The sequence below is a fragment of the Collinsella sp. AF28-5AC genome, assembly GCF_003457875.1.
Classification (GTDB): domain Bacteria; phylum Actinomycetota; class Coriobacteriia; order Coriobacteriales; family Coriobacteriaceae; genus Collinsella.
Window position 1 is genome coordinate 1 of sequence record NZ_QRTA01000002.1, and the last position, 17,646, is coordinate 17,646.

At 61.2% G+C, this 17,646-nt stretch carries 20 protein-coding genes; 19 read left to right on the forward strand and 1 reads right to left on the reverse strand.

Translation table 11 applies throughout. The annotated features are described in order from the left end of the window. The first annotated feature begins 263 nt into the window (after nt 1–263). From DWZ01_RS01865 to hisE, 19 genes are all read left to right on the forward strand, one after another. The gene (locus DWZ01_RS01865) at nt 264–752 is read left to right on the forward strand and encodes a hypothetical protein (RefSeq protein ID WP_117847836.1); all 489 of its coding nucleotides are present in this window, start codon (nt 264–266) and stop codon (nt 750–752) included. Nucleotides 753–790: 38 nt separating this feature from the next. Continuing rightward, nucleotides 791–1,558 (forward strand): GntR family transcriptional regulator, encoded by a 768-nt coding sequence (locus tag DWZ01_RS01870; protein WP_117736887.1) that lies wholly within the window; start codon nt 791–793, stop codon nt 1,556–1,558. Beyond that, nucleotides 1,543–2,256 (forward strand): GntR family transcriptional regulator, encoded by a 714-nt coding sequence (locus tag DWZ01_RS01875; RefSeq protein ID WP_117847838.1) that lies wholly within the window; start codon nt 1,543–1,545, stop codon nt 2,254–2,256. The genes DWZ01_RS01870 and DWZ01_RS01875 overlap by 16 nt, the downstream gene beginning before the upstream one ends. Nucleotides 2,257–2,450: 194 nt before the next feature. Beyond that, nucleotides 2,451–3,566, forward strand: a complete 1,116-nt coding sequence (locus DWZ01_RS01880) for an SIS domain-containing protein (RefSeq protein WP_117847839.1) — start codon at nt 2,451–2,453, stop codon at nt 3,564–3,566. Between the two features lie 60 nt (nt 3,567–3,626). Further along, a complete protein-coding gene (locus tag DWZ01_RS01885; protein ID WP_117847841.1) occupies nt 3,627–4,688 on the forward strand; it encodes an SIS domain-containing protein in 1,062 nt (353 codons plus the stop codon). 86 nt (nt 4,689–4,774) lie between these two features. Beyond that, complete coding sequence (locus DWZ01_RS01890) at nt 4,775–5,191, forward strand: PTS sugar transporter subunit IIA (RefSeq protein ID WP_117637123.1); 417 nt, start codon at nt 4,775–4,777, stop codon at nt 5,189–5,191. A 16-nt stretch (nt 5,192–5,207) separates the two neighbouring features. Then, on the forward strand, nt 5,208–5,678 hold the full coding sequence (locus tag DWZ01_RS01895) for a PTS sugar transporter subunit IIB (protein ID WP_099432278.1): 471 nt from the start codon (nt 5,208–5,210) through the stop codon (nt 5,676–5,678). A gap of 8 nt (nt 5,679–5,686) precedes the next feature. Continuing rightward, a complete protein-coding gene (locus tag DWZ01_RS01900; protein WP_117564886.1) occupies nt 5,687–6,478 on the forward strand; it encodes a PTS sugar transporter subunit IIC in 792 nt (263 codons plus the stop codon). Continuing rightward, complete coding sequence (locus DWZ01_RS01905) at nt 6,468–7,304, forward strand: PTS system mannose/fructose/sorbose family transporter subunit IID (protein ID WP_117564887.1); 837 nt, start codon at nt 6,468–6,470, stop codon at nt 7,302–7,304. Before DWZ01_RS01900 ends, DWZ01_RS01905 begins: the two co-directional genes overlap by 11 nt. 83 nt (nt 7,305–7,387) lie before the next feature. Then, nucleotides 7,388–8,224, forward strand: a complete 837-nt coding sequence (locus DWZ01_RS01910; RefSeq protein WP_117640904.1) for a sugar phosphate isomerase/epimerase — start codon at nt 7,388–7,390, stop codon at nt 8,222–8,224. A gap of 169 nt (nt 8,225–8,393) precedes the next feature. Beyond that, the gene (hisG, locus tag DWZ01_RS01915) at nt 8,394–10,109 is read left to right on the forward strand and encodes an ATP phosphoribosyltransferase (RefSeq protein ID WP_117847843.1); all 1,716 of its coding nucleotides are present in this window, start codon (nt 8,394–8,396) and stop codon (nt 10,107–10,109) included. Nucleotides 10,110–10,214: 105 nt separating this feature from the next. Next, a complete protein-coding gene (gene hisD / locus DWZ01_RS01920) occupies nt 10,215–11,651 on the forward strand; it encodes a histidinol dehydrogenase (RefSeq protein WP_117847845.1) in 1,437 nt (478 codons plus the stop codon). Between the two features lies 1 nt (nt 11,652). Further along, nucleotides 11,653–12,768: a histidinol-phosphate transaminase gene (hisC, locus tag DWZ01_RS01925; protein ID WP_197032780.1), complete on the forward strand. Its 1,116-nt coding sequence runs from the start codon at nt 11,653–11,655 to the stop codon at nt 12,766–12,768. Then, a complete protein-coding gene (gene hisB / locus DWZ01_RS01930) occupies nt 12,769–13,356 on the forward strand; it encodes an imidazoleglycerol-phosphate dehydratase HisB (RefSeq protein ID WP_117769952.1) in 588 nt (195 codons plus the stop codon). 80 nt (nt 13,357–13,436) lie between these two features. After that, a complete protein-coding gene (locus DWZ01_RS01935; RefSeq protein ID WP_117769951.1) occupies nt 13,437–14,138 on the forward strand; it encodes an imidazole glycerol phosphate synthase subunit HisH in 702 nt (233 codons plus the stop codon). Then, on the forward strand, nt 14,135–14,878 hold the full coding sequence (locus DWZ01_RS01940; protein ID WP_117769950.1) for a HisA/HisF-related TIM barrel protein: 744 nt from the start codon (nt 14,135–14,137) through the stop codon (nt 14,876–14,878). The genes DWZ01_RS01935 and DWZ01_RS01940 overlap by 4 nt, the downstream gene beginning before the upstream one ends. Before the next feature lie 3 nt (nt 14,879–14,881). After that, the gene (gene hisF, locus DWZ01_RS01945; protein WP_117769949.1) at nt 14,882–15,664 is read left to right on the forward strand and encodes an imidazole glycerol phosphate synthase subunit HisF; all 783 of its coding nucleotides are present in this window, start codon (nt 14,882–14,884) and stop codon (nt 15,662–15,664) included. Between the two features lie 9 nt (nt 15,665–15,673). After that, nucleotides 15,674–15,994 carry a phosphoribosyl-AMP cyclohydrolase gene (hisI, locus tag DWZ01_RS01950; protein WP_369832480.1) on the forward strand — a complete coding sequence of 107 codons (321 nt, stop codon included), beginning with the start codon at nt 15,674–15,676 and terminating at the stop codon, nt 15,992–15,994. A gap of 45 nt (nt 15,995–16,039) precedes the next feature. Then, the gene (gene hisE / locus DWZ01_RS01955) at nt 16,040–16,357 is read left to right on the forward strand and encodes a phosphoribosyl-ATP diphosphatase (RefSeq protein WP_006235893.1); all 318 of its coding nucleotides are present in this window, start codon (nt 16,040–16,042) and stop codon (nt 16,355–16,357) included. 147 nt (nt 16,358–16,504) lie between these two features. Here hisE and DWZ01_RS01960 read toward each other — a convergent pair whose 3' ends face one another. After that, complete coding sequence (locus DWZ01_RS01960) at nt 16,505–17,416, reverse strand: PHP domain-containing protein (RefSeq protein WP_117769947.1); 912 nt, start codon at nt 17,414–17,416, stop codon at nt 16,505–16,507. Nucleotides 17,417–17,646: the final 230 nt, after the last annotated feature.

Consider the following 17,646-nt stretch of genomic DNA (forward strand, 5'->3'; position numbering starts at 1 on the left):
ATGGGGACTTGGCTGTTGCTGCCTTGTGGATCGTGCATCCAACTAGGGTCAGCCAAGATTACATTGCCGGGGCCGGAGAGGCATACTTTGTTTTGAGAAGTTCGCGAAGCCCACTTCTCAAAACAAAGTATGCCTCCCCGGCCCTCGCCCGTATTACCCCGCTGGGCGAGCCATAGACGCCGCGTACCGATAGGGTGAGGTGGAGGCTTGAAATTGGTGCTATATTCAGCTTGAGTTGTTAAATGTTAGTAGGAGAGGCTGATATGGGGCTGTTCAAGAAGAAAAACCCGCAGGATGCCTTTGATCCCGATGTGTTTACCATCACGGATACGATTTTGGACCCGCCGCGGTTTACGTTTTTGCCGGCTATCTACCAGGATGCCACGCGTCGCAAGTGGGCCGTGCATCAGCGCGGCGGCGAGCCGAAGATTTTTGACTATGCGGACGTGTTGCAGTGCGAAGTAGCCGAGGCGGGCGATCCGGAGGCCGAGGAAGTGGCCTCAAAACAGGAATTTGCCCAGCGTATCCTGGCAAATCCTGCCAAGGCGGCGAAAATAAACGCTGCCAAGCGTAATATGTGTCTTGGTATGGGCGTTGTTGTGGCGGTTCAGACGGGAAAAGACGAGGTTTCCAAATTAGAGATTCCCGTTATGACCGACGAAGTCAAACGCGATTCAAGCCTATATAAGTCGTATCGGAATGTCGCCGAGAAGATCAAGGCCGAATTTGATGCCATGGGAGGGCTGGTCTAATTTTGGCGGCATACGTTTCTGAATGAGGAGTCTGTGCAATGGCAGGCGAATCTTATGCAATTCCCCCTAAAGATCGTGCTGTTGAGGGAATTCTATGGTATATCCAGCACCATCAGCTTGCCGGCGGCGATCGCCTGCCGGCCGAGCGCGTGCTGTGCGAAGAGATCGGCGTTTCGCGTACGGCGTTGCGCGCCGGTATCACGCGGCTCATCTCGTGCGGAACGCTCGAGAGCCGTCGCGGATCGGGTACGTATGTGTGTCCTCCTAAGCCGCTGAACATCTTCCAGGAAACGTATAACTTTTCCGATGCCGTGCGGACTGCCGGCCTGCATCCCTCTTCTCGTCTGGTTTCCACCGAGACCATCGAGGCGGATAAGACGCTTGCCGACAAGCTTGGGGTGGCTATAGGCGCTCCTTTGCTCCGCATGCAGCGCGTTCGACTTATTGAGGGCGAGCCGGCGTCAATCGAGACGGCTCACGTTAACCTGTCCCTGTGCCCATCGCTTCCCGAGCACGATTTTGAGTGCGAGAGCCTTTACGATGTCTTGCTCAAAGAAGGTGGCGTGCGTGTTGAGCATGGACGTGAGCATATCTCCATCTCGCGTTTGAACGCCGAAGAGGCCGAGCTGCTCCAACAAGAAGAGGAAACGCCGGTGTTCTATGAGAGCACGATCGAATTTGATAAGGACATGCGTTTTGTGGAGCATTGCAAATCGGTGATTTTGCCCACAAAGTTCCGCTTTGCCGATAACGGCGAAAAGAACGGCATGAGGAGCGTGGCAGGTGAACAATGGCTGAAACAGTAGATGCCACCCCGGTTTATATGCGCATTCGACGCCGCATCGAGGAGCGTATCGAGCGCGGTATATATCCCACGGGTTCCATGATTCCGTCCGAAAAAGACCTCGCTGAGGAATTTGGTACGACACGCTTGACCATCCGAAGTGCTGTCGATGAGCTGGTTCGGCGTGGGCAGATTCGACGCGTCCGCGGAAAGGGCGCGTTTGTGGCACAGAAAGTGCCCGTTGCCTACGAGCGAACGGGAGGCTTTCGCGAATCGGTTCGTGCTTCGGGCGGCGAGCCGTCCGTCCGCATCCTCGCGCGTTCCAAGCGTTATGCGGGCCCATATTATGCCAACCTGTTTGGTATTGCGGAGGACGATTTACTGTATTCGATTCGGCGTTTGAACTGCGTCAACGGCGATCCCGTATCGATTGAGATGGCGTTCATCCCGTGCCCGCTGTTTCCCACAATCGAAGATATTGACGTGTCGGTCTTCAGTTTGTACGAGACCTATGAGATGTTGGGCCGAAAGCCGGTCATGGCACAGGAAAAGCTCGATATCGAAGCGCTGGGCGCGCGAGATGCCGGCCTGCTTGGACTGGAGCAGGGCGATCTTGCCTTGACGCTTGAGTGCGTGAGCTTCGATGCGAGCGGCCAGGCGATCGAGTACGTCAAGTCGTTTAACCGCGGTGATGCGGGTGGATATACCTATACGTACTAGCTGGTTTTTTGCATAACGGGCTGAAAAGCTGACGGAATTTTGATTCGTTGAGCAGACTGCATATACAACCTTACATGGCTCAAAATCGACCGTTCGCCGATGGGGATAAATTAATCGACAAAGAGGTATCAAAAAGCCGTAACCTGTAACTGTGATTGGTATCAAATACTAATGATTTGTTACGAGGTGAGACGATGAAGACGCTCGATTACGTTCAGCTTGCCCATGTGCGTATGGGAGAGAACCTCGAGCGTTCGTCTGAGCTGGTAGCGCAGCTCGTTGATATTTTCCAGCCCGGTTCTTTTGACGCGCTGCGCATCGTTGCTTCGGGTTCGTCGCGCCATGCCGCCGATTGCGCCCGAGATTACCTGCAAGATGCGCTGCAGATGCAGGTGTCCGTTGTGACGCCCGAGGCCTTCGTCGATTTTGAACACACCTATCCACAGCATGCGCTTAACATTGCCGTCTCGCAGAGCGGCTATTCAACCAATACGATTGCGGCGCTCGATTACATGCGCGCACACGATATGGCTGCAGTTGCGCTCACGGCAAACGTCGAGGCACCCATCAAGGAACACGCTGACATCGTTCTTGACTACGGTGTGGGCGTCGAGTCGGTGGACTTTGTGACTCTGGGCGTCGAGGTTCTCGTTGAGTACCTGGTGCTCTTTGGTATTTACGGCGGTCAGGCGCGCGGAACGATTGACGCCAAGGGCGTTGCTCAGCGTCTTGATGACCTGCGCGAGGCTATCCAGGCTAATGCCGTGATGTGCAAGACCGCCGAGGCATATGTCCAAGATCACATGCTCGAGCTTTCTGAGCACATGCCCGCCATGGTCGTCGGCAACGGCCCCAACTATGGTGTTGCCGAGGAGGCAGCGCTCAAGCTGAGCGAGACCATCAAGATTCCTGCCATGCATCACGAAGGCGAGGAGTTCGTCCACGGTCCCGAGATGCAGATCGTTCCGGGCTATCTGGTGTTTATCGTCGACGATCTGCAGGGGTCGGAGCGTCTTGCGAATATCGCCGATGCGCTATCGAACGTTACGGCAAAAACGGTGCTGCTCACGGCCCATCCCAAGGGTAGGGCTCACGAGGTTGCGGTGCCTCAGGTGGCTCCGCTGCTCAGCGCAATTCCCAATCTTGTGTTCTTCCAGACGATTGCGGCCATGATCGCCGAGCGTCTGAAGTCATGGAACGTGCACCCGTATCTCGATGCCGTCTCCAAGCAAATGGAGGTCAAGGCAGAGGGCTACGAAGAGTCAGTCAATGCGCTTAAGGCCAAAGCGGCTGAGTGTTACGGAATGTAAGCGGGTTTTGATGCCCGTTGGCATGGGGGATGTGGAAACAACCCCAGAAAGGAGAGACAAATGAAGGAAACCGAGAAGATCGAGATCATGCATTTCGACCAGGAGGGCTATCTCGAGGACGGCAAGGCGCTCTACGAGACCGGCAAGAAGATGACCGCGCTCGCCGACAAGGTCGCCGACGAGGGCTACGACGCCGTGTTCCTGATGGGCGTCGGCGGCACCTGGGACGAGCTCATGCAGCTCGAGTACCTCATGAACAAGTTCGGCGACCGCGACCTCGAGGTCTACCTGATCCACGCCGCCGAGTGGAACGTCATGGGCCACAAGCGCATGACCGAGAAGTCCGTCGTGCTCACCGCCTCCGAGTCCGGCACTACCCCCGAGGTCCTCGAGGCCGTCAAGAAGATGAAGGAAAAGGGCATTCGCGTCTACGCCATGACCAAGCCCGAGGGCCCCATCGGCCAGGCTGTCGGCGCCGAGAACTGCGTCGCCATGGCTTCTGACCATGGTTCGGGCGGCTGCGAGAAGGGCTACTACCTCGCCGACTGCTTCGGCCTGCGCCTGCTCAACCGCCGCGGCTGCTTCCCGCAGTTCGATAAGTTCATCGAGCAGACCAAGGACGTTTGGACCCACCTGGTCGACATCCGCAAGCGCTTCGAGCCGCGCGCCGAGGAGCTCGCCAAGAAGTACGCCCTGGCCCCCTACACCATGTTCATCGGCTCCGGCGCCCTGTGGGGCGAGACCATCCTGTTCTCGATGTGCATCCTCGAGGAGATGCAGTGGAAGCGCACCCGCTACATCACCTCGGCCGACTTCTTCCACGGCACCCTCGAGCTCGTGGAGCCCGGCGTCCCGGTCTTCCTGTTCATGGGCGAGGACGAGAACCGCAAGCTCGACGAGCGCGTCCGCGCGTTCCTCAACCGCGGCGTGACCGGCGACACCGACATCAACATCATCGACACCGCCGAGTTCGCGATCCCCGGCCTTGACGACGAGTTCCGCGTCATCGTGTCTCCGTGGATCCTCTCCTCGCTGATCACCGATCGCCTTGCCGCTTACTACGAGACGGTCACCAAGCACAACCTCAACTACCGTCGCTACTATCACCAGTTCGACTACTAATAGTTGACCACTCATTTAAGAAGCACCCTGCCCGGGCGCATGCGTCCGGGCATTTTTATGCCGAAATTCGCTAGGAAGGGGATCGAATGAGGCAGTTTATCGTGGCGTCCCATGCTCATTTCGCGTCTGGAATCGTCGAGAGCATCGGTCTGCTCTCCGGCGAGCGCGAAAACGTCCATGCGCTGTCTATGTATGTCGACGGAAACGAGGACCTGGTCAAGGAGGCTGCAGCGATTCTGGACGGCTTTGCCGCGGACGATGAGGTCGTCGTTTGCACCGACCTCTTTGGCGGCAGCGTCAACAACGAGTTCACCAAGATCGTCCAGACGCGCCCCAACACGCACCTGGTGACCAATATGAACCTGCCACTCCTTATTCAGCTGCTGTTCGTGCCCGACTCCACCCCGATCGATGAGGCCATTCGCCAGATCGTCGAGGCGGACGACACCAAGGTCAAGTACGTCAACGACCTGCTGGGGCAGGCCGAACTCGATGAGTTTTAATCGTTAGGAGCACATCATGATTCAGATGATTCGCGTGGACTATCGACTGCTTCACGGCCAGGTTGCCGTTAGCTGGACCTCGGCTCTGGGTGCCGACTGCATCCTGTTGGTGAGCGACACGGTCCTCAATGACAAGCTTCGCCTGCAGGCCCTTTCCCTTGCAAAGCCTGAGGGATGCAAGGTCGTCGTCAAAAACACCGAGGATGCCGTCAAGGCGCTTCAGAGCGGTGTGACCGACAAGTACAAGCTCTTCGTGGTTTGCGAGACGATCCAGCAGGCCGGTGCCGTCGCCAAGGCGATGGGCGTCAAGAAGATCAACCTCGGCAATGTTGCCTTTAGCGAGGATGCCCGCCAGGTCTCGACCAGCGTATTTCTCACGCCCGAAAACGAGGCATACGTCAAAGAGCTGCTCGGCGAGGGCTACGAGCTGTTCATTCAGATGATTCCGGCAGATGCGAAGACTGACGCCGCGAAGGTCATCGGTTAGGGGCCGTCATGGTTATCAAGACAATCCTGATTTTCCTTATTGCCCTTTTGGGTTATTCCGAGTGGCTGACGGGCACGAGCTACCTCCAGCGCCCGATCGTGCTCGGACCTCTGGTTGGCCTTGTCATGGGCGACATGGTGACCGGCACGATCATGGGCGCCACGATGGAGCTTGCCATGGTCGGCGCCATCTCGGTCGGCGCCTATAACCCGCCCGATACGATTTCCGGCACTATCCTGGGCGTGTCGCTTGCCATGCAGGCCGGCGCGGACGCTTCGGCGGCCCTGACCCTGGGTATTCCTATCGCCACGATCGTCCTGGCGCTCGACACGGCCCTGGGCCAACCGGTCATGCTGCTGCTGGTGCACCGTATCGACAAAAACGTCGAGGACGGAGACACCAAGGCCATCACGCGCAACATGCTCATCGCCGGTTACGCGCAGAGCTGGTGCGGCCTGCTGATTATTCCCCTGGCATTCTTCTTTGGTGCCGATGCTGTTGCCAGCCTGCTCAACATCATCCCCGATTTCGTTCAGACCGGCATGGATGTCGCCGCCGCCTTCTTGCCCGCACTCGGCTTTGCGATGCTGGCGCAGATGATTATGAACAAAACAGTGGCTCCGTTCTTCTTCGCTGGCTTCTTCCTCGTCGCCTACTTTGGCATTAGCACGACGGGCGTGGCGATCTTTGCCGCGATCATCGTCGTCGCGATGACGGTTTTGGGTGATAAGAAAAAAGCGGAGCAGCCCGCAGCAGCAACCGAGGATCCTGCGATTGGGAGTGGGTTCGATGAGTTTTAAGTTTGAGTCTTCTTACGACGGGCTGATTTCCCGCGCAGACCTTAAGAAGCTGTTCTGGCGCTCGATTCCCTATGAGCATTCCTGGAACTACGAGCGTATGGGCCATATCGGCTTTATGTGGGCCCTTATGCCGATCCTTCGCAAGCTGTATCCGCAGGATGCGGACTTTAAGGCCGCCCTCAAGCGCCATATGGAGCTCTATAACGTCACACCGTACATCTCGACGCTCCCCATGTCCATTGCTGCCGCAATGGAAGAGGTCAACGCTACTGACGATAGCTTTGACACGAGCGCGATCTCTAATGTCAAGCTTGCTTTGATGGGACCGCTGTCCGGCGTGGGCGATGCCTTCTACTGGGGCACGCTGCGAATTTTGGCAACGGGTGTCGGCACGTCGCTGGCGCTGCAGGGCTCTATTCTTGGCCCGATTTTGTTCCTGCTCGTGTTCAACGTCCCTCACTACATTATCCGTTACCTGCTGACGTTTGTGGGATATCGCTTTGGCTCGGACATGATCAGCAAGGTCCAGGAATCGGGCATTATGGACACGATCGTCAAGATGGCCTCTATCATGGGCGCCATGGTGATCGGTGCTATGACCATGGAGATGGTCACCGTGGACATTCCGCTCATGGTCGGCGCGGGCGATGGCGCTCAGACGCTCGCCGAGCTGCTCAACGGAATCTTCCCGGGCTTTGTCACGATGGGGCTGTTTGGAATCGTCTATCTCATGCTCAAGAAGAAGATGAATCCGCTGCTCATCATGCTCGTGATCCTACTCGTGAGTATCGCCGGCGCGTTCTTTGGAGTGCTTGGTGTTCAGTAGGGCATCCGTCATAATTAAAACAATGTAAGAGGGGGCGTCGCGCACACTGTGCTGCGGCGCCCTTTTGCCGAAAGGTGGACAAGATGGAGTATCCACAGCTTGCCGTCATGAATATCAGCCATCGCTATTTTGACCTTGAGGAGTTCTTTTCCTCGGCAGCGGCCTCGGGCTACACGTGTTGCGAGCTTTGGACCGGGGCGATGCATCTGTATGTCGATTGCCATGGATACGATTCGCTCGAGCAGGTGCGGGAGCTGTCACAGCGGTATGGAGTTCGGATTGTGGGACTTTGTCCCGAACAGAACAACCCCAAGCCGTGGAATATCGCGGCGCGCGGGAATGAGGCGCGTGCCCGCACGCTCGCGTACTTTAAGAACGTTGTGGATATCGCGGCGGAACTTGGAGCCGAGCAGGTCATGGTCTCGAGCGGCTGGGCATTTTTGAACGAGCCGATCGAGGACGCGTGGGGTCGCAGCGCCTCGATGCTGCGTGCGATTGCCGAGCATGCGGGAGAACGCGGCGTGCGACTGGTGCTCGAAGCCCTACAGCCGGTTGAGTCGATGATCGTGAACTCGGCGGCCGATACGAAGCGCATGATCGAGGCAGTTGATCATCCGGCACTTAAGGCGTGTCTGGATATGGGCGCCATGGCGGTGGCGGGGGATACCATCGACGATTACTTCGATCTGCTTGGCGATGATGTCGCCCACGTGCATTTTGTCGATGTTGCGGCAGATGGCACGACGCATCTTGCCTGGGGTGACGGCGACCGCGATATGCGGGCTGACCTGGATAGGCTGGTGGCGCGCGGCTATCGCGGAGTTGTTTCGGCCGAGACCTATGACGGGCGCTATTTTGCCGACCCCGCAGCTGCCGATGCGCAGGTAATGGCAGAGTATCGTCGTGCGATTGGCGCCTAGGTGGGGTTGGGCTGCGGCAATCTGCCCCATGTTTCCAAATGAATACGGTGTGAGCGGCTGCGACGGATTTCCCCCGCAAACACTCTAGTATGCTAAAGTACCCAGAAGACCGGCGGAGCTATGCCGGTCTTCTGTTCTATGCGAAGCACAGCATGAGGAGGCTCACCAGATGACGGCCACACCGTGGGGATTCCGGGACATATTGCCCGAGGAGGCTCAGGCGCGCGAAGAGATCGCATGTACGGTGAAGGGCTGCTTCAGGGAGCATCATTACCTTCCGGTCGAGACGCCGCTGCTCGAGGACAAGGGCTCTCTCGAGGAGGGCGGCCGCATTGCGGACACCCCGTTTAAGCTCTTTGATGACGACGGTCGCCTGCTGGTGGTCCGTCCCGACAACACGCTGCCGATCGTTCGCCTGGTTTCGACTCGCATGCGCGCGGCCGATCTGCCGCTGCGCCTGCGCTACGAGGCGCCGGTGGTCCGCGAGTGCCAGCGCAATGCCGGCGGCTCGCGTCAGTTTACGCAACTGGGCTTTGAGCTCATCGGTGTGGGCGATACCGCGGGCGATGTCGAGATCGTCTCGCTGGTGGCCGAGGCCGTGCGCAAGTTGGCGCTTCCCGATGCGCGCATTATCGCGGGCAGTGTGCGTCCGTTTAAGGAGCTGCTTGCGGCCTGCGAGGATCGCGAACTGGCTGCCGAGGCATTGCGTTGCGTGCACGCCAACGACTTTGTGGGCCTCGATGTCCGTGTGGCGGCAAGTGTCGGGCCCGATGCCGTCAAGGCCGCCATTAGCGAGCTGCCGCGCCTACACGGTGGCCCCGAAGTGCTCGACCGCGTGGACGCGCTGTTGGAGGCCGCCGGCATCGCCGCGCCGCTGACGCGCGAACTGCGCGCCCTAGTCGAGGGTCTGGCCCCCGAGGACGCCCAGGTGCTGTCGTTCGACTTCTCCATCATGAACTCGTTCGATTACTACACGGGCCTGGTCTTTAAGGCCTATGCCGGCGGCCTGCCCGATCCGGTCGGTTCGGGCGGACGATACGATTCCATCTTTACCGGTGCATTTGGCGACGGCATCGAGGTGCCGGCGGCGGGCTTCGCCTTTTCGCTCGAGCGTCTGGAGGCCGCGCGCACCTCGGCCGAGGACGCCGCTTCCGACGGCGATCACGCCGTGGGCCGTGGCGCCGAGGGTCCGCTGCGCATTGCCGTGCCCAAGGGCTCGCTTAAGGCCGACACACTCGACGTGCTCGAGGCAGCGGGCTTGGACGTCTCTGAGTTACGCGACCCCGGCCGTCACCTGATCGTGCGCGGTCGCGACACGCGTGCCGGTGAGGGTGCGGTCGGCGATATCGAGTTTGTCATCGTGCGTCCCAGCGACGCGCCCGCTTTTGTGGGCTGTGGCGGTGCCGACTGCGGCATATGCGGTTGGGACTCGCTTATCGAGGCAGACCTTAACTTGCTGCAGCTGGTCGACCTGGGCTACGGCCTGTGCACGTTTATCGAGGCGGAGCCCGCGTGGCGCGCCGGCCAGGCCGAGCGCAACTATGCCCGCCGTGGGTCGCTTCGCGTGGCCACCAAGTATCCGTGCATCGCGAGCGCCTGGTATGCCGAGCGCGGCGTGAACGCCGATATCGTCTCGCTGCACGGCAACATCGAGCTGGGCCCCATCGTCGGCATGACTGATCGCATCGTGGATATTACTGCCACGGGTGCCACGCTGCGCGACAACGACTTGGTCATCACCGGTCGCATCATGGACTGCACGGCCCGCTTCTTTGTCAACCCGGGTGCCGCGCGCTTAGATCCGCGCGTGCGCAACCTTGCCGATCGCTTGGCGGCAGCCGTGAAGGACAAGCATTTTGAGCCCGTTGCGGGCTCGGCACAATAGCGCGAGCACGCACGGGCGCCCCAACGTCCGGGCGGCGGGCCGACTGACGCCGCCGCCCGGTCTCTCGTTTTTCGAACAAAACCTCGACCGATAGGGGATACCGATATGAAGACCATCAAGCTTGCTCCCGGTGAGCGCCTCGTTACCAACCAGCTCAACCGCAAGGGCGTGCTGCCGCAAAACATCGTCGACGCTGCCCGCGATATCGTGGCCAACGTGCGCGCTAACGGCGATGTCGCGGTGCGCGATTGCTGTCGGCGTTTTGATGGTGTTGAGCTGCAGAGCTTCCGTCTGCCGCAAGAGCAGATCGATGCCGCGCTCGAAGGCCTCGATCCCGCTTTTGTCGCCGCGCTCGAGAAGGCTGCGCGTCAGATTCGCGAGTTCCACCAGCGCGAGGTCGAGCAGAGCTGGTTTACCACGCGCCCGGACGGCACGATGCTCGGCGTTAAGGTGACCCCGCTTGCCGCTGCCGGCATCTACGTGCCGGGCGGTCGTGCGCAGTATCCCTCCACGGTGCTCATGAACGCCATTCCCGCCAAGGTTGCCGGCGTCAAGCGCGTGGTCATGGTGACGCCGCCGCAAAAGGACGGCCTGATCAGCCCCTACACGCTCGCCGCGGCAAAGCTCGGCGGCGTGGGCGAGATCTATATGGTGGGCGGCGCTCAGGCTGTGGCCGCGCTGGCGTACGGCACCGAGACCATTCCGCGTGTCGACAAGATCACCGGTCCGGGCAACGCCTTTGTTGCCGCCGCCAAGCAGATTGTCTCGGGCGACGTGGGAATCGACATGGTTGCCGGTCCCTCCGAGGTCTGCGTGCTGGCCGACGCCACGGCCAAGCCTATGGTGGTCGCGGCCGACCTGATGGCCCAGGCCGAGCATGATCCGCTGGCGGCCTGCTATCTGGTGACCTGCGACGAGCAGTTTGCGCGTGAGGTTGAGGCAGGTATCGACATTCTGGTGGCGCAGTCGCCGCGTGCCGAGATCACGCGCGCCTCGCTCGACAACGAAGGCACCATCGTGGTGGCCGCCGATATGGCTGCCGCCGTCGAGGCCGTGAACACCGTGGCGCCCGAGCACCTGGAGCTGCACTGCAAGGATGCGATGGGCCTGCTCGGCGGCATTCGCAACGCCGGCGCCATCTTTGTGGGCGCCTGGAGCTCCGAGCCGCTCGGCGATTATGTTGCCGGCCCCAACCACACGCTGCCGACCGGCGGCACGGCCATGTTCTCCAACCCGCTTTCGGTCGAAGAGTTCGTTAAGCGCTCGAGCGTCATTTGCTATACGCCCGAGGGCCTGCTCTCCGACGCTCCCGCCACACAGCGTCTGGCCGAGGCCGAGGGCCTGTGGGCGCACGCGCTATCCGCCGCCCTGCGTCGCCGTGTGCTGGAGCAGGGCGAGGATGCCGTGAGTGCCGAGTCTCTGGCCGCGGCCGACCTGACCAAGGTCGCTTGGCCGGGTGACGCCGTGGCGACGGTTGCCGAGGGCGTTGACCTGGCGGCTGCGGGCGCGGATGGCGTTGGCGCGACCGGCGAGGAGGCCTAACATGGCCGAACTCACGCCGCGCATGAAGGAGCTCGTCCAGCCCTACCTGGCCGGCATTGAGCCCTATGATCCCAACTTTACGCCCACGCGCATCAATCTTTCGGCCAACGAGAACACCTATCCCGTGCCCGCTGTCGTGCGCAAGGCGGTTGATGCGGCCTTGGCTGCTACGCCGCTCAACCGCTACCCCGATCCCATGTCCAACGACCTGCGCGACGAGCTTGCCGCTTGGCATGGCGTGGCTCGCGAGAATATCTGCGTGGGCAACGGCGGCGACGAGTTGCTCTATAACTACCTGCTGGCGTTTGGCGGCGCGGGACGGACCTTGCTCAACTGCCCGCCGTGCTTTAGCGAGTACGCGTTCTTTGCGTCGCTTTGTCAGACCGAGGTGCGCGATGTGTGGCGCGATCCGGTAACCTTTGAGCTCGACCAAGCGGCTGTGCTCGCCGTGGCGCCGGAGTGCAACCTGGCCATCGTGACCTCGCCCAACAATCCCACGGGCGATGTGGCACCGCTCGACTTTGTCGCGGCCCTGTGCGATGCGTGCCCCGGCATGGTCATGGTCGACGAGGCCTACGTTGAGTTTGCGGACGATTCGTTTGGCGCGGCCACCACGGCGCAGGGGCTTATCGCCGAGCATCCCAACCTGGTGATTCTGCATACGCTGTCCAAGGCGTTTGGCGCCGCCGGCACGCGTCTGGGCTATGTGATCGCGGCGCCCGAGGTCATCGATGTGTTTGCGGCGATTCGCCAAATCTACTCGGTTAACGTGCTAAGCCAGGCCGCCGCGCTTGCCTGCGTACGTGCCCGCGATGCGTACGCACCCGTGGTGGCACAGGTTGCATCTGAGCGCGAGCGCGAGCTGTGCGCCCTACGCGCAATGGCTGCCGAGGGTCTGCCCGTGGAGGCGTGGCCGAGCGCGGCGAACTTTGTGCTCGTGCGCACGCCGCATGCCACGCGCGTGCGCGAGCGTCTGCGCGACGAGTATTCGATTTTGGTGCGCGACTTTAGCTACGCGCCGGGGCTCGCGGACTGCCTGCGCATTACCGTGGGCACCCCGCAGGAAAACGACGAGGTACTGGCAGCGTTTGCCGCGCTGGTGAAGGAGGAGATGTAGATGGACCGCTATGCCGAGGTAACCCGCAAGACGGGCGAGACCGACATTGTCGTAAAGCTCGACCTGGACGGATCTGGCGTGTGCGATATCTCGACCGGCGTGCCGTTTTTCGACCACATGCTCAACGCTTTTGGCCGCCATGGTCTGTTCGATCTGACGGTGCACGCGGTGGGCGACGTCGAGGTCGATGCGCATCACACCGTCGAGGACACGGGTATTGTACTGGGCGAGGCGTTTCGCCAGGCGCTGGGCGACAAGGTGGGCATTACGCGCTTTGCCGACGCGGCGATCGCCATGGACGAGACGCTTGTGATGGCTGCCGTTGATATTTCGGGCCGTGGGCAGGCCTACTGCGAGCTGCCCGTACCGACTGAGCGCGTGGGCAGCTTCGATACCGAGCTGGCCGTCGAGTTCTTCTACGCCTTTGCGCGCGACGCCAAGCTCACTCTGCACGTGCGCGAACTGGCGGGCGGCAACTCGCATCACATTATCGAGGCCGCCTTTAAGGCCGTGGGCCGCACGATGCGCCAAGCCTGTGAGCTGGACCCTCGCGTGCAGGGCATCCCCAGCACCAAGGGTTCACTGTAACCGCCACAAGGGTAAAAACCACCACGAAGGTGCCTGTCCCCTTTGTGGTGGTTTTGGATGATGGGAAAAGGGAGGGTCGCGTGGGCGAACCGAAGATTGTGGTGGTCGACTACCACAAGGGCAACTTGTCGAGCGTTGTGCGCGGGCTTGCGCGCGCCGGTGCCGCCGCCTGCACGTCGGACGATCCGGAGCAGATCCGCAACGCCGACGGCCTGGTCATCCCGGGCGTGGGCGCGTTCTATGACGCGATTGTCTTTATGCGCCAAAGCGGCGAGGCGGCGGCCGTGCTCGACGCCGTTGCCGCCGGAACTCCGCTGCTCGGCATCTGCCTGGGCCTTCAGCTATTTTTTGAGCGCGGCAACGAGGGCGTGCCGGCGGACGAAGGCGCGGACGCGGACGACGATGCCTCCGAGCAGGCTGGCGGTCCCTGGGTCGATGGCCTGGGTATTATGCGCGGTTCGTGCACACGCTTGGAGTCGAGCCGCCTGAAGGTGCCGCACGTGGGCTGGGACCAGGTGCACATGACGCCCGCCGGCGCGGCCGATCCGCTGCTTGCTGGTTTTGCCGAGGGTGCCAACATGTACTTTACCCACAGCTACGCGGTGGCCGACGACGCCGATGCCGCCGATGTGCTGGCGCGCACGCACTATACGCGGAGCTTCCCGTGCATCGTGCGCCATGGCAACGTGTGGGGCTGCCAGTTCCATCCCGAGAAATCCTCCGCGCTGGGTCAGCGCATCCTTAAGAACTTCGTCAACATCGTCGAGGAGGCTGGCCGATGATCCTGTTTCCCGCAATCGATCTGATCGGCGGCAAGGTCGTGCGCCTGGAGCGTGGCGACCGCAGCCGCTGCAAGGTATATTCCGACGACCCCGTGGCCGTTGCTCGCTCGTTTGCCGAGCAGGGCGCAAGCTGGGTGCACGTCGTCGACCTGTCCGCTGCCTTTGGCGAGGACGAGGACACATGCGCTGCCAACTCGGCGGCGATTAAGGCCATCTGCGGCGTCAACGGTCTGTCCGTGGACGTGGGCGGCGGCGTCCGCTCGCTCGCGCGCATCGACGAGTTGGCCGGCTACGGTGCGCGCCGCATTGCGCTGGGCACCGTGCTGGTGACCGAGCCGGGTTTTGCCGAGGTGGCAGCCAAAGGTTTTGGCGAGCTGTTGGTGGCCGACATTGCCGCATACGACGGCCAGGTCAAGGTGAACGGCTGGCGTGATGGCGCGGGCGTGGCACTCGACGATGCCGTGGCACAGCTCACCGAGCTGGGTTTTAAGCACCTGGTCTACACCGACATCGCGCGTGACGGCATGCAGACGGGCATCGATGTGGCGGCGTATCGCCATGTGGCCGAGGTCGCGGGCTTTCCCGTCGTGGCATCGGGTGGCATCTCGACGCTCGACGACATCCGTGCGCTGGCCGCAGTGGGTGAGGGCGCGATTGAAGGTGCTATTACCGGTCGCGCGCTCTACGAGGGCAACTTTACGCTGGTACAGGCGCTGGCCGCCGCCCGAGGGGAGGAGTAGTCCATGCTTACCAAACGTGTGATTCCCTGCCTGGACGTCAAGGACGGCCGTGTGGTCAAGGGCGTCAACTTTGTGAGCTTACGCGATGCGGGTGATCCGGTGGAGCTGGCGCGTGCCTATGACCGCGAGGGTGCGGACGAGGTCGTCTTCCTGGACATTACCGCCACGAGCGACAACCGTGCGACGACTATCGAGATGGCGGCGCATGCGGCCGAGGAGCTCGCTATTCCCTATACCGTGGGTGGCGGTTTCCGCGACTTGGCGGGCATGCGGACCATGGTTGCCGCCGGTGCCGATAAGGTGTCGCTCAACTCTGCCGCCGTGCGTGACCCGTCGCTGATCAGCCAGGCTGCCGCGGCGTTTGGCAGCCAGGCCGTGGTCGTGGCGATCGATGCCAAGCGCGTTGGTTTGCCCGGCGCATCCGGTGCCGACAAGTGGGAGGTCTTTACCGCGGGAGGCCGCAACGCCACGGGCATCGACGCGGTGGCGTGGGCCGAGGAGGCGGCTCGCCGCGGCGCCGGCGAGATCCTGCTGACCAGCATGGACCGCGACGGCACCAAGGCTGGCTTTGACCTGGCGCTCACCCGCGCCGTGGCGCGCGCGGTGCCGATTCCGGTGATTGCGAGCGGCGGCGTGGGCACGCTCGAACATTTTGCCGAGGGCGTGATCGAGGGCGAGGCTGATGCCGTGCTGGCGGCCAGCGTCTTTCACTTTGGGACGTTCAGCATTCGCCAGGTGAAGGAGTATATGGCCTCTCAAGGTATTCCCGTGAGATTGGATTTTTAAATGGAGCAAGTGGCAACTGCGTCCGAGCTTAAATACGACGCCCGTGGGCTGATTCCTTGTGTGGTTCAGCAGTACGACACCGGCGAGGTGCTTATGGTTGCTTGGATGAACGAGGAGTCGGTGGGGCTTACGCTCAAGACCGGTACCACGTGGTTTTGGAGCCGCAGCCGCCAGGAGCTCTGGAACAAGGGCGCGACGAGCGGCAACATGCAGGCGGTCAAGGAGCTTTGGGCCGACTGCGATAGCGATACGCTGCTGGTCAAGGTCGACTCGCCGGGCCCGGCCTGCCATACCGGCAACCGTACCTGTTTCTTTAAGAAACTCGCGTAGGGCGGGCGCTCGATTAGACGCTCGGCCACCAGAAAGGATTGAACCATGGGTGTGCGCACCGCAAACGTTCAGGATGGAAATATCGGTGAGACGCTGACAGGTCTGGCCGAGGTGATTCACGGTCGTCGTGATGCATCGCCGCAGGAGAGCTATACCGCGCGTCTGCTGACCGACGTCGAGGACGAGCTGCTCAAGAAGCTTGCCGAGGAGGCAAGCGAGGTGATCATGGCCTGCAAGGATAACGATCACGATCACATCCGCTACGAGGCCGGCGACCTGGTCTACCACTTGCTCGTGACGCTTGAGCGCTACGGCATCACCCTCGACGAGTTGGCCGGCGAACTCAACGCCCGCCGCCACTAGTCATTGGGGACGTTCTTAAACGACTAGTCGTTTGGGACAGTCTTTGTTGGTGTAACGGGGTCATGGAAGTTGCGGTGAAATAGGGACTGTTTAAGCGCTTCATCAGGCAAAACAATCCCTATTCCACCGCAACTTATGAAGGGATGGCTAGGCGAGGGGTGTGGATTCCCATTCGCCGGTGGGGTGGGGGACGTCGAAGGCTCGGTAGCCACAGTCGTAGGCGTGTGCCTGGGCCTCACGGATGTTCCAGCAAATGTCGCAGGCGCGGTGTGCGTCCGAGCCAAAAGTGATCGGCACCTCGGCGTGGGCAAAGCGGCGCAGCAATCCGGTCGCGGGATAGTAGTCTTCGAGGCCCTTGCGCGGTGCGGCGGTCGAGACCTCAACGCGGCGGCCTGTATCGTGCGCGCACTCGGCCATCTGCTGCCAAAACGGTGCGGGGTCTAAGTCGGGCGCAAAGCCTTCCTTCGAAAAGCGCATGACCAGGTCGGGATGGGCCATTACGTCAAAGTTGAGTGAGCTTTCGCAAGCGCGGCACCAGTCGTCGACGTAGCGCTCCCACACGCCGTGTACCCCCAGGTTTTCCCAAACATGCAGGTTGGTGTCATCATCGATCCAGCCGCAAAGGGAATCGGGTGTATCGGGGCGAGCGACGTTTTCCGTTCCCGCCGTACCCGCGGCACCGGCCATGATATCGCCTGGGTTGCCAATCCAATGCACGCTGCCCAGGCGTACGACGGCGTCCTGGGACCAGCGCTCAACCAAAGGCTCGCAGCCCTCGTACCAATCGCATTCAAAGCCATAGATAAGCTCGAGCTCCGGCGCGATTTGCGCGGCAAGCTTGCGGGCATCCTCAAAAGCCAGACGATGTGCCGGCAGGTCGCCCTCAGTAACCTGCACTTCGCAGTTGGCATCCATGCTGGCGGGCAGTGTGAGATGGTCGGCCGAGACCATGACGCGGCAGCCGGCCGCAGCAGCGGCGCGAACGTTGTCTTCAAACGAGGCATGGCCGTCCGAGAACGAGGTGTGGGTATGGCAATCGACCAGCGGGCAGGCAGACATGGCGACTCCTTTGCATTTGGCGAATCCGCTCCATTGTAATGTTGCAGCTCTCAACACGCCGCGCGCCGGAGCTCGAAATCGATTGGAAAGGCTGCGCGGCGCGGCCTCGCTTGCTCCAATACATGTACATCAGCCTCCAAAAGCTGCAAATAATGACATGTTTGGAGGCTGATGTACATGTTTGGCCGGGGCGGTGGAGTGTCGGTTTCTTGTCGACAAGGAAAATCGCG

Bases quoted from the DNA above. Each gene is read 5' to 3' on its own strand.
- DWZ01_RS01865 (WP_117847836.1), top strand. From the start codon at position 264: ATGGGGCTGTTCAAGAAGAAAAACCCGCAGGATGCCTTTGATCCCGAT.
- DWZ01_RS01870 (WP_117736887.1), top strand. From the start codon at position 791: ATGGCAGGCGAATCTTATGCAATTCCCCCTAAAGATCGTGCTGTTGAG.
- DWZ01_RS01875 (WP_117847838.1), top strand. From the start codon at position 1,543: ATGGCTGAAACAGTAGATGCCACCCCGGTTTATATGCGCATTCGACGC.
- DWZ01_RS01880 (WP_117847839.1), top strand. From the start codon at position 2,451: ATGAAGACGCTCGATTACGTTCAGCTTGCCCATGTGCGTATGGGAGAG.
- DWZ01_RS01885 (WP_117847841.1), top strand. From the start codon at position 3,627: ATGAAGGAAACCGAGAAGATCGAGATCATGCATTTCGACCAGGAGGGC.
- DWZ01_RS01890 (WP_117637123.1), top strand. From the start codon at position 4,775: ATGAGGCAGTTTATCGTGGCGTCCCATGCTCATTTCGCGTCTGGAATC.
- DWZ01_RS01895 (WP_099432278.1), top strand. From the start codon at position 5,208: ATGATTCAGATGATTCGCGTGGACTATCGACTGCTTCACGGCCAGGTT.
- DWZ01_RS01900 (WP_117564886.1), top strand. From the start codon at position 5,687: ATGGTTATCAAGACAATCCTGATTTTCCTTATTGCCCTTTTGGGTTAT.
- DWZ01_RS01905 (WP_117564887.1), top strand. From the start codon at position 6,468: ATGAGTTTTAAGTTTGAGTCTTCTTACGACGGGCTGATTTCCCGCGCA.
- DWZ01_RS01910 (WP_117640904.1), top strand. From the start codon at position 7,388: ATGGAGTATCCACAGCTTGCCGTCATGAATATCAGCCATCGCTATTTT.
- hisG (WP_117847843.1), top strand. From the start codon at position 8,394: ATGACGGCCACACCGTGGGGATTCCGGGACATATTGCCCGAGGAGGCT.
- hisD (WP_117847845.1), top strand. From the start codon at position 10,215: ATGAAGACCATCAAGCTTGCTCCCGGTGAGCGCCTCGTTACCAACCAG.
- hisC (WP_197032780.1), top strand. From the start codon at position 11,653: ATGGCCGAACTCACGCCGCGCATGAAGGAGCTCGTCCAGCCCTACCTG.
- hisB (WP_117769952.1), top strand. From the start codon at position 12,769: ATGGACCGCTATGCCGAGGTAACCCGCAAGACGGGCGAGACCGACATT.
- DWZ01_RS01940 (WP_117769950.1), top strand. From the start codon at position 14,135: ATGATCCTGTTTCCCGCAATCGATCTGATCGGCGGCAAGGTCGTGCGC.
- hisF (WP_117769949.1), top strand. From the start codon at position 14,882: ATGCTTACCAAACGTGTGATTCCCTGCCTGGACGTCAAGGACGGCCGT.
- hisE (WP_006235893.1), top strand. From the start codon at position 16,040: ATGGGTGTGCGCACCGCAAACGTTCAGGATGGAAATATCGGTGAGACG.
- DWZ01_RS01960 (WP_117769947.1), bottom strand. From the start codon at position 17,416: ATGTCTGCCTGCCCGCTGGTCGATTGCCATACCCACACCTCGTTCTCG.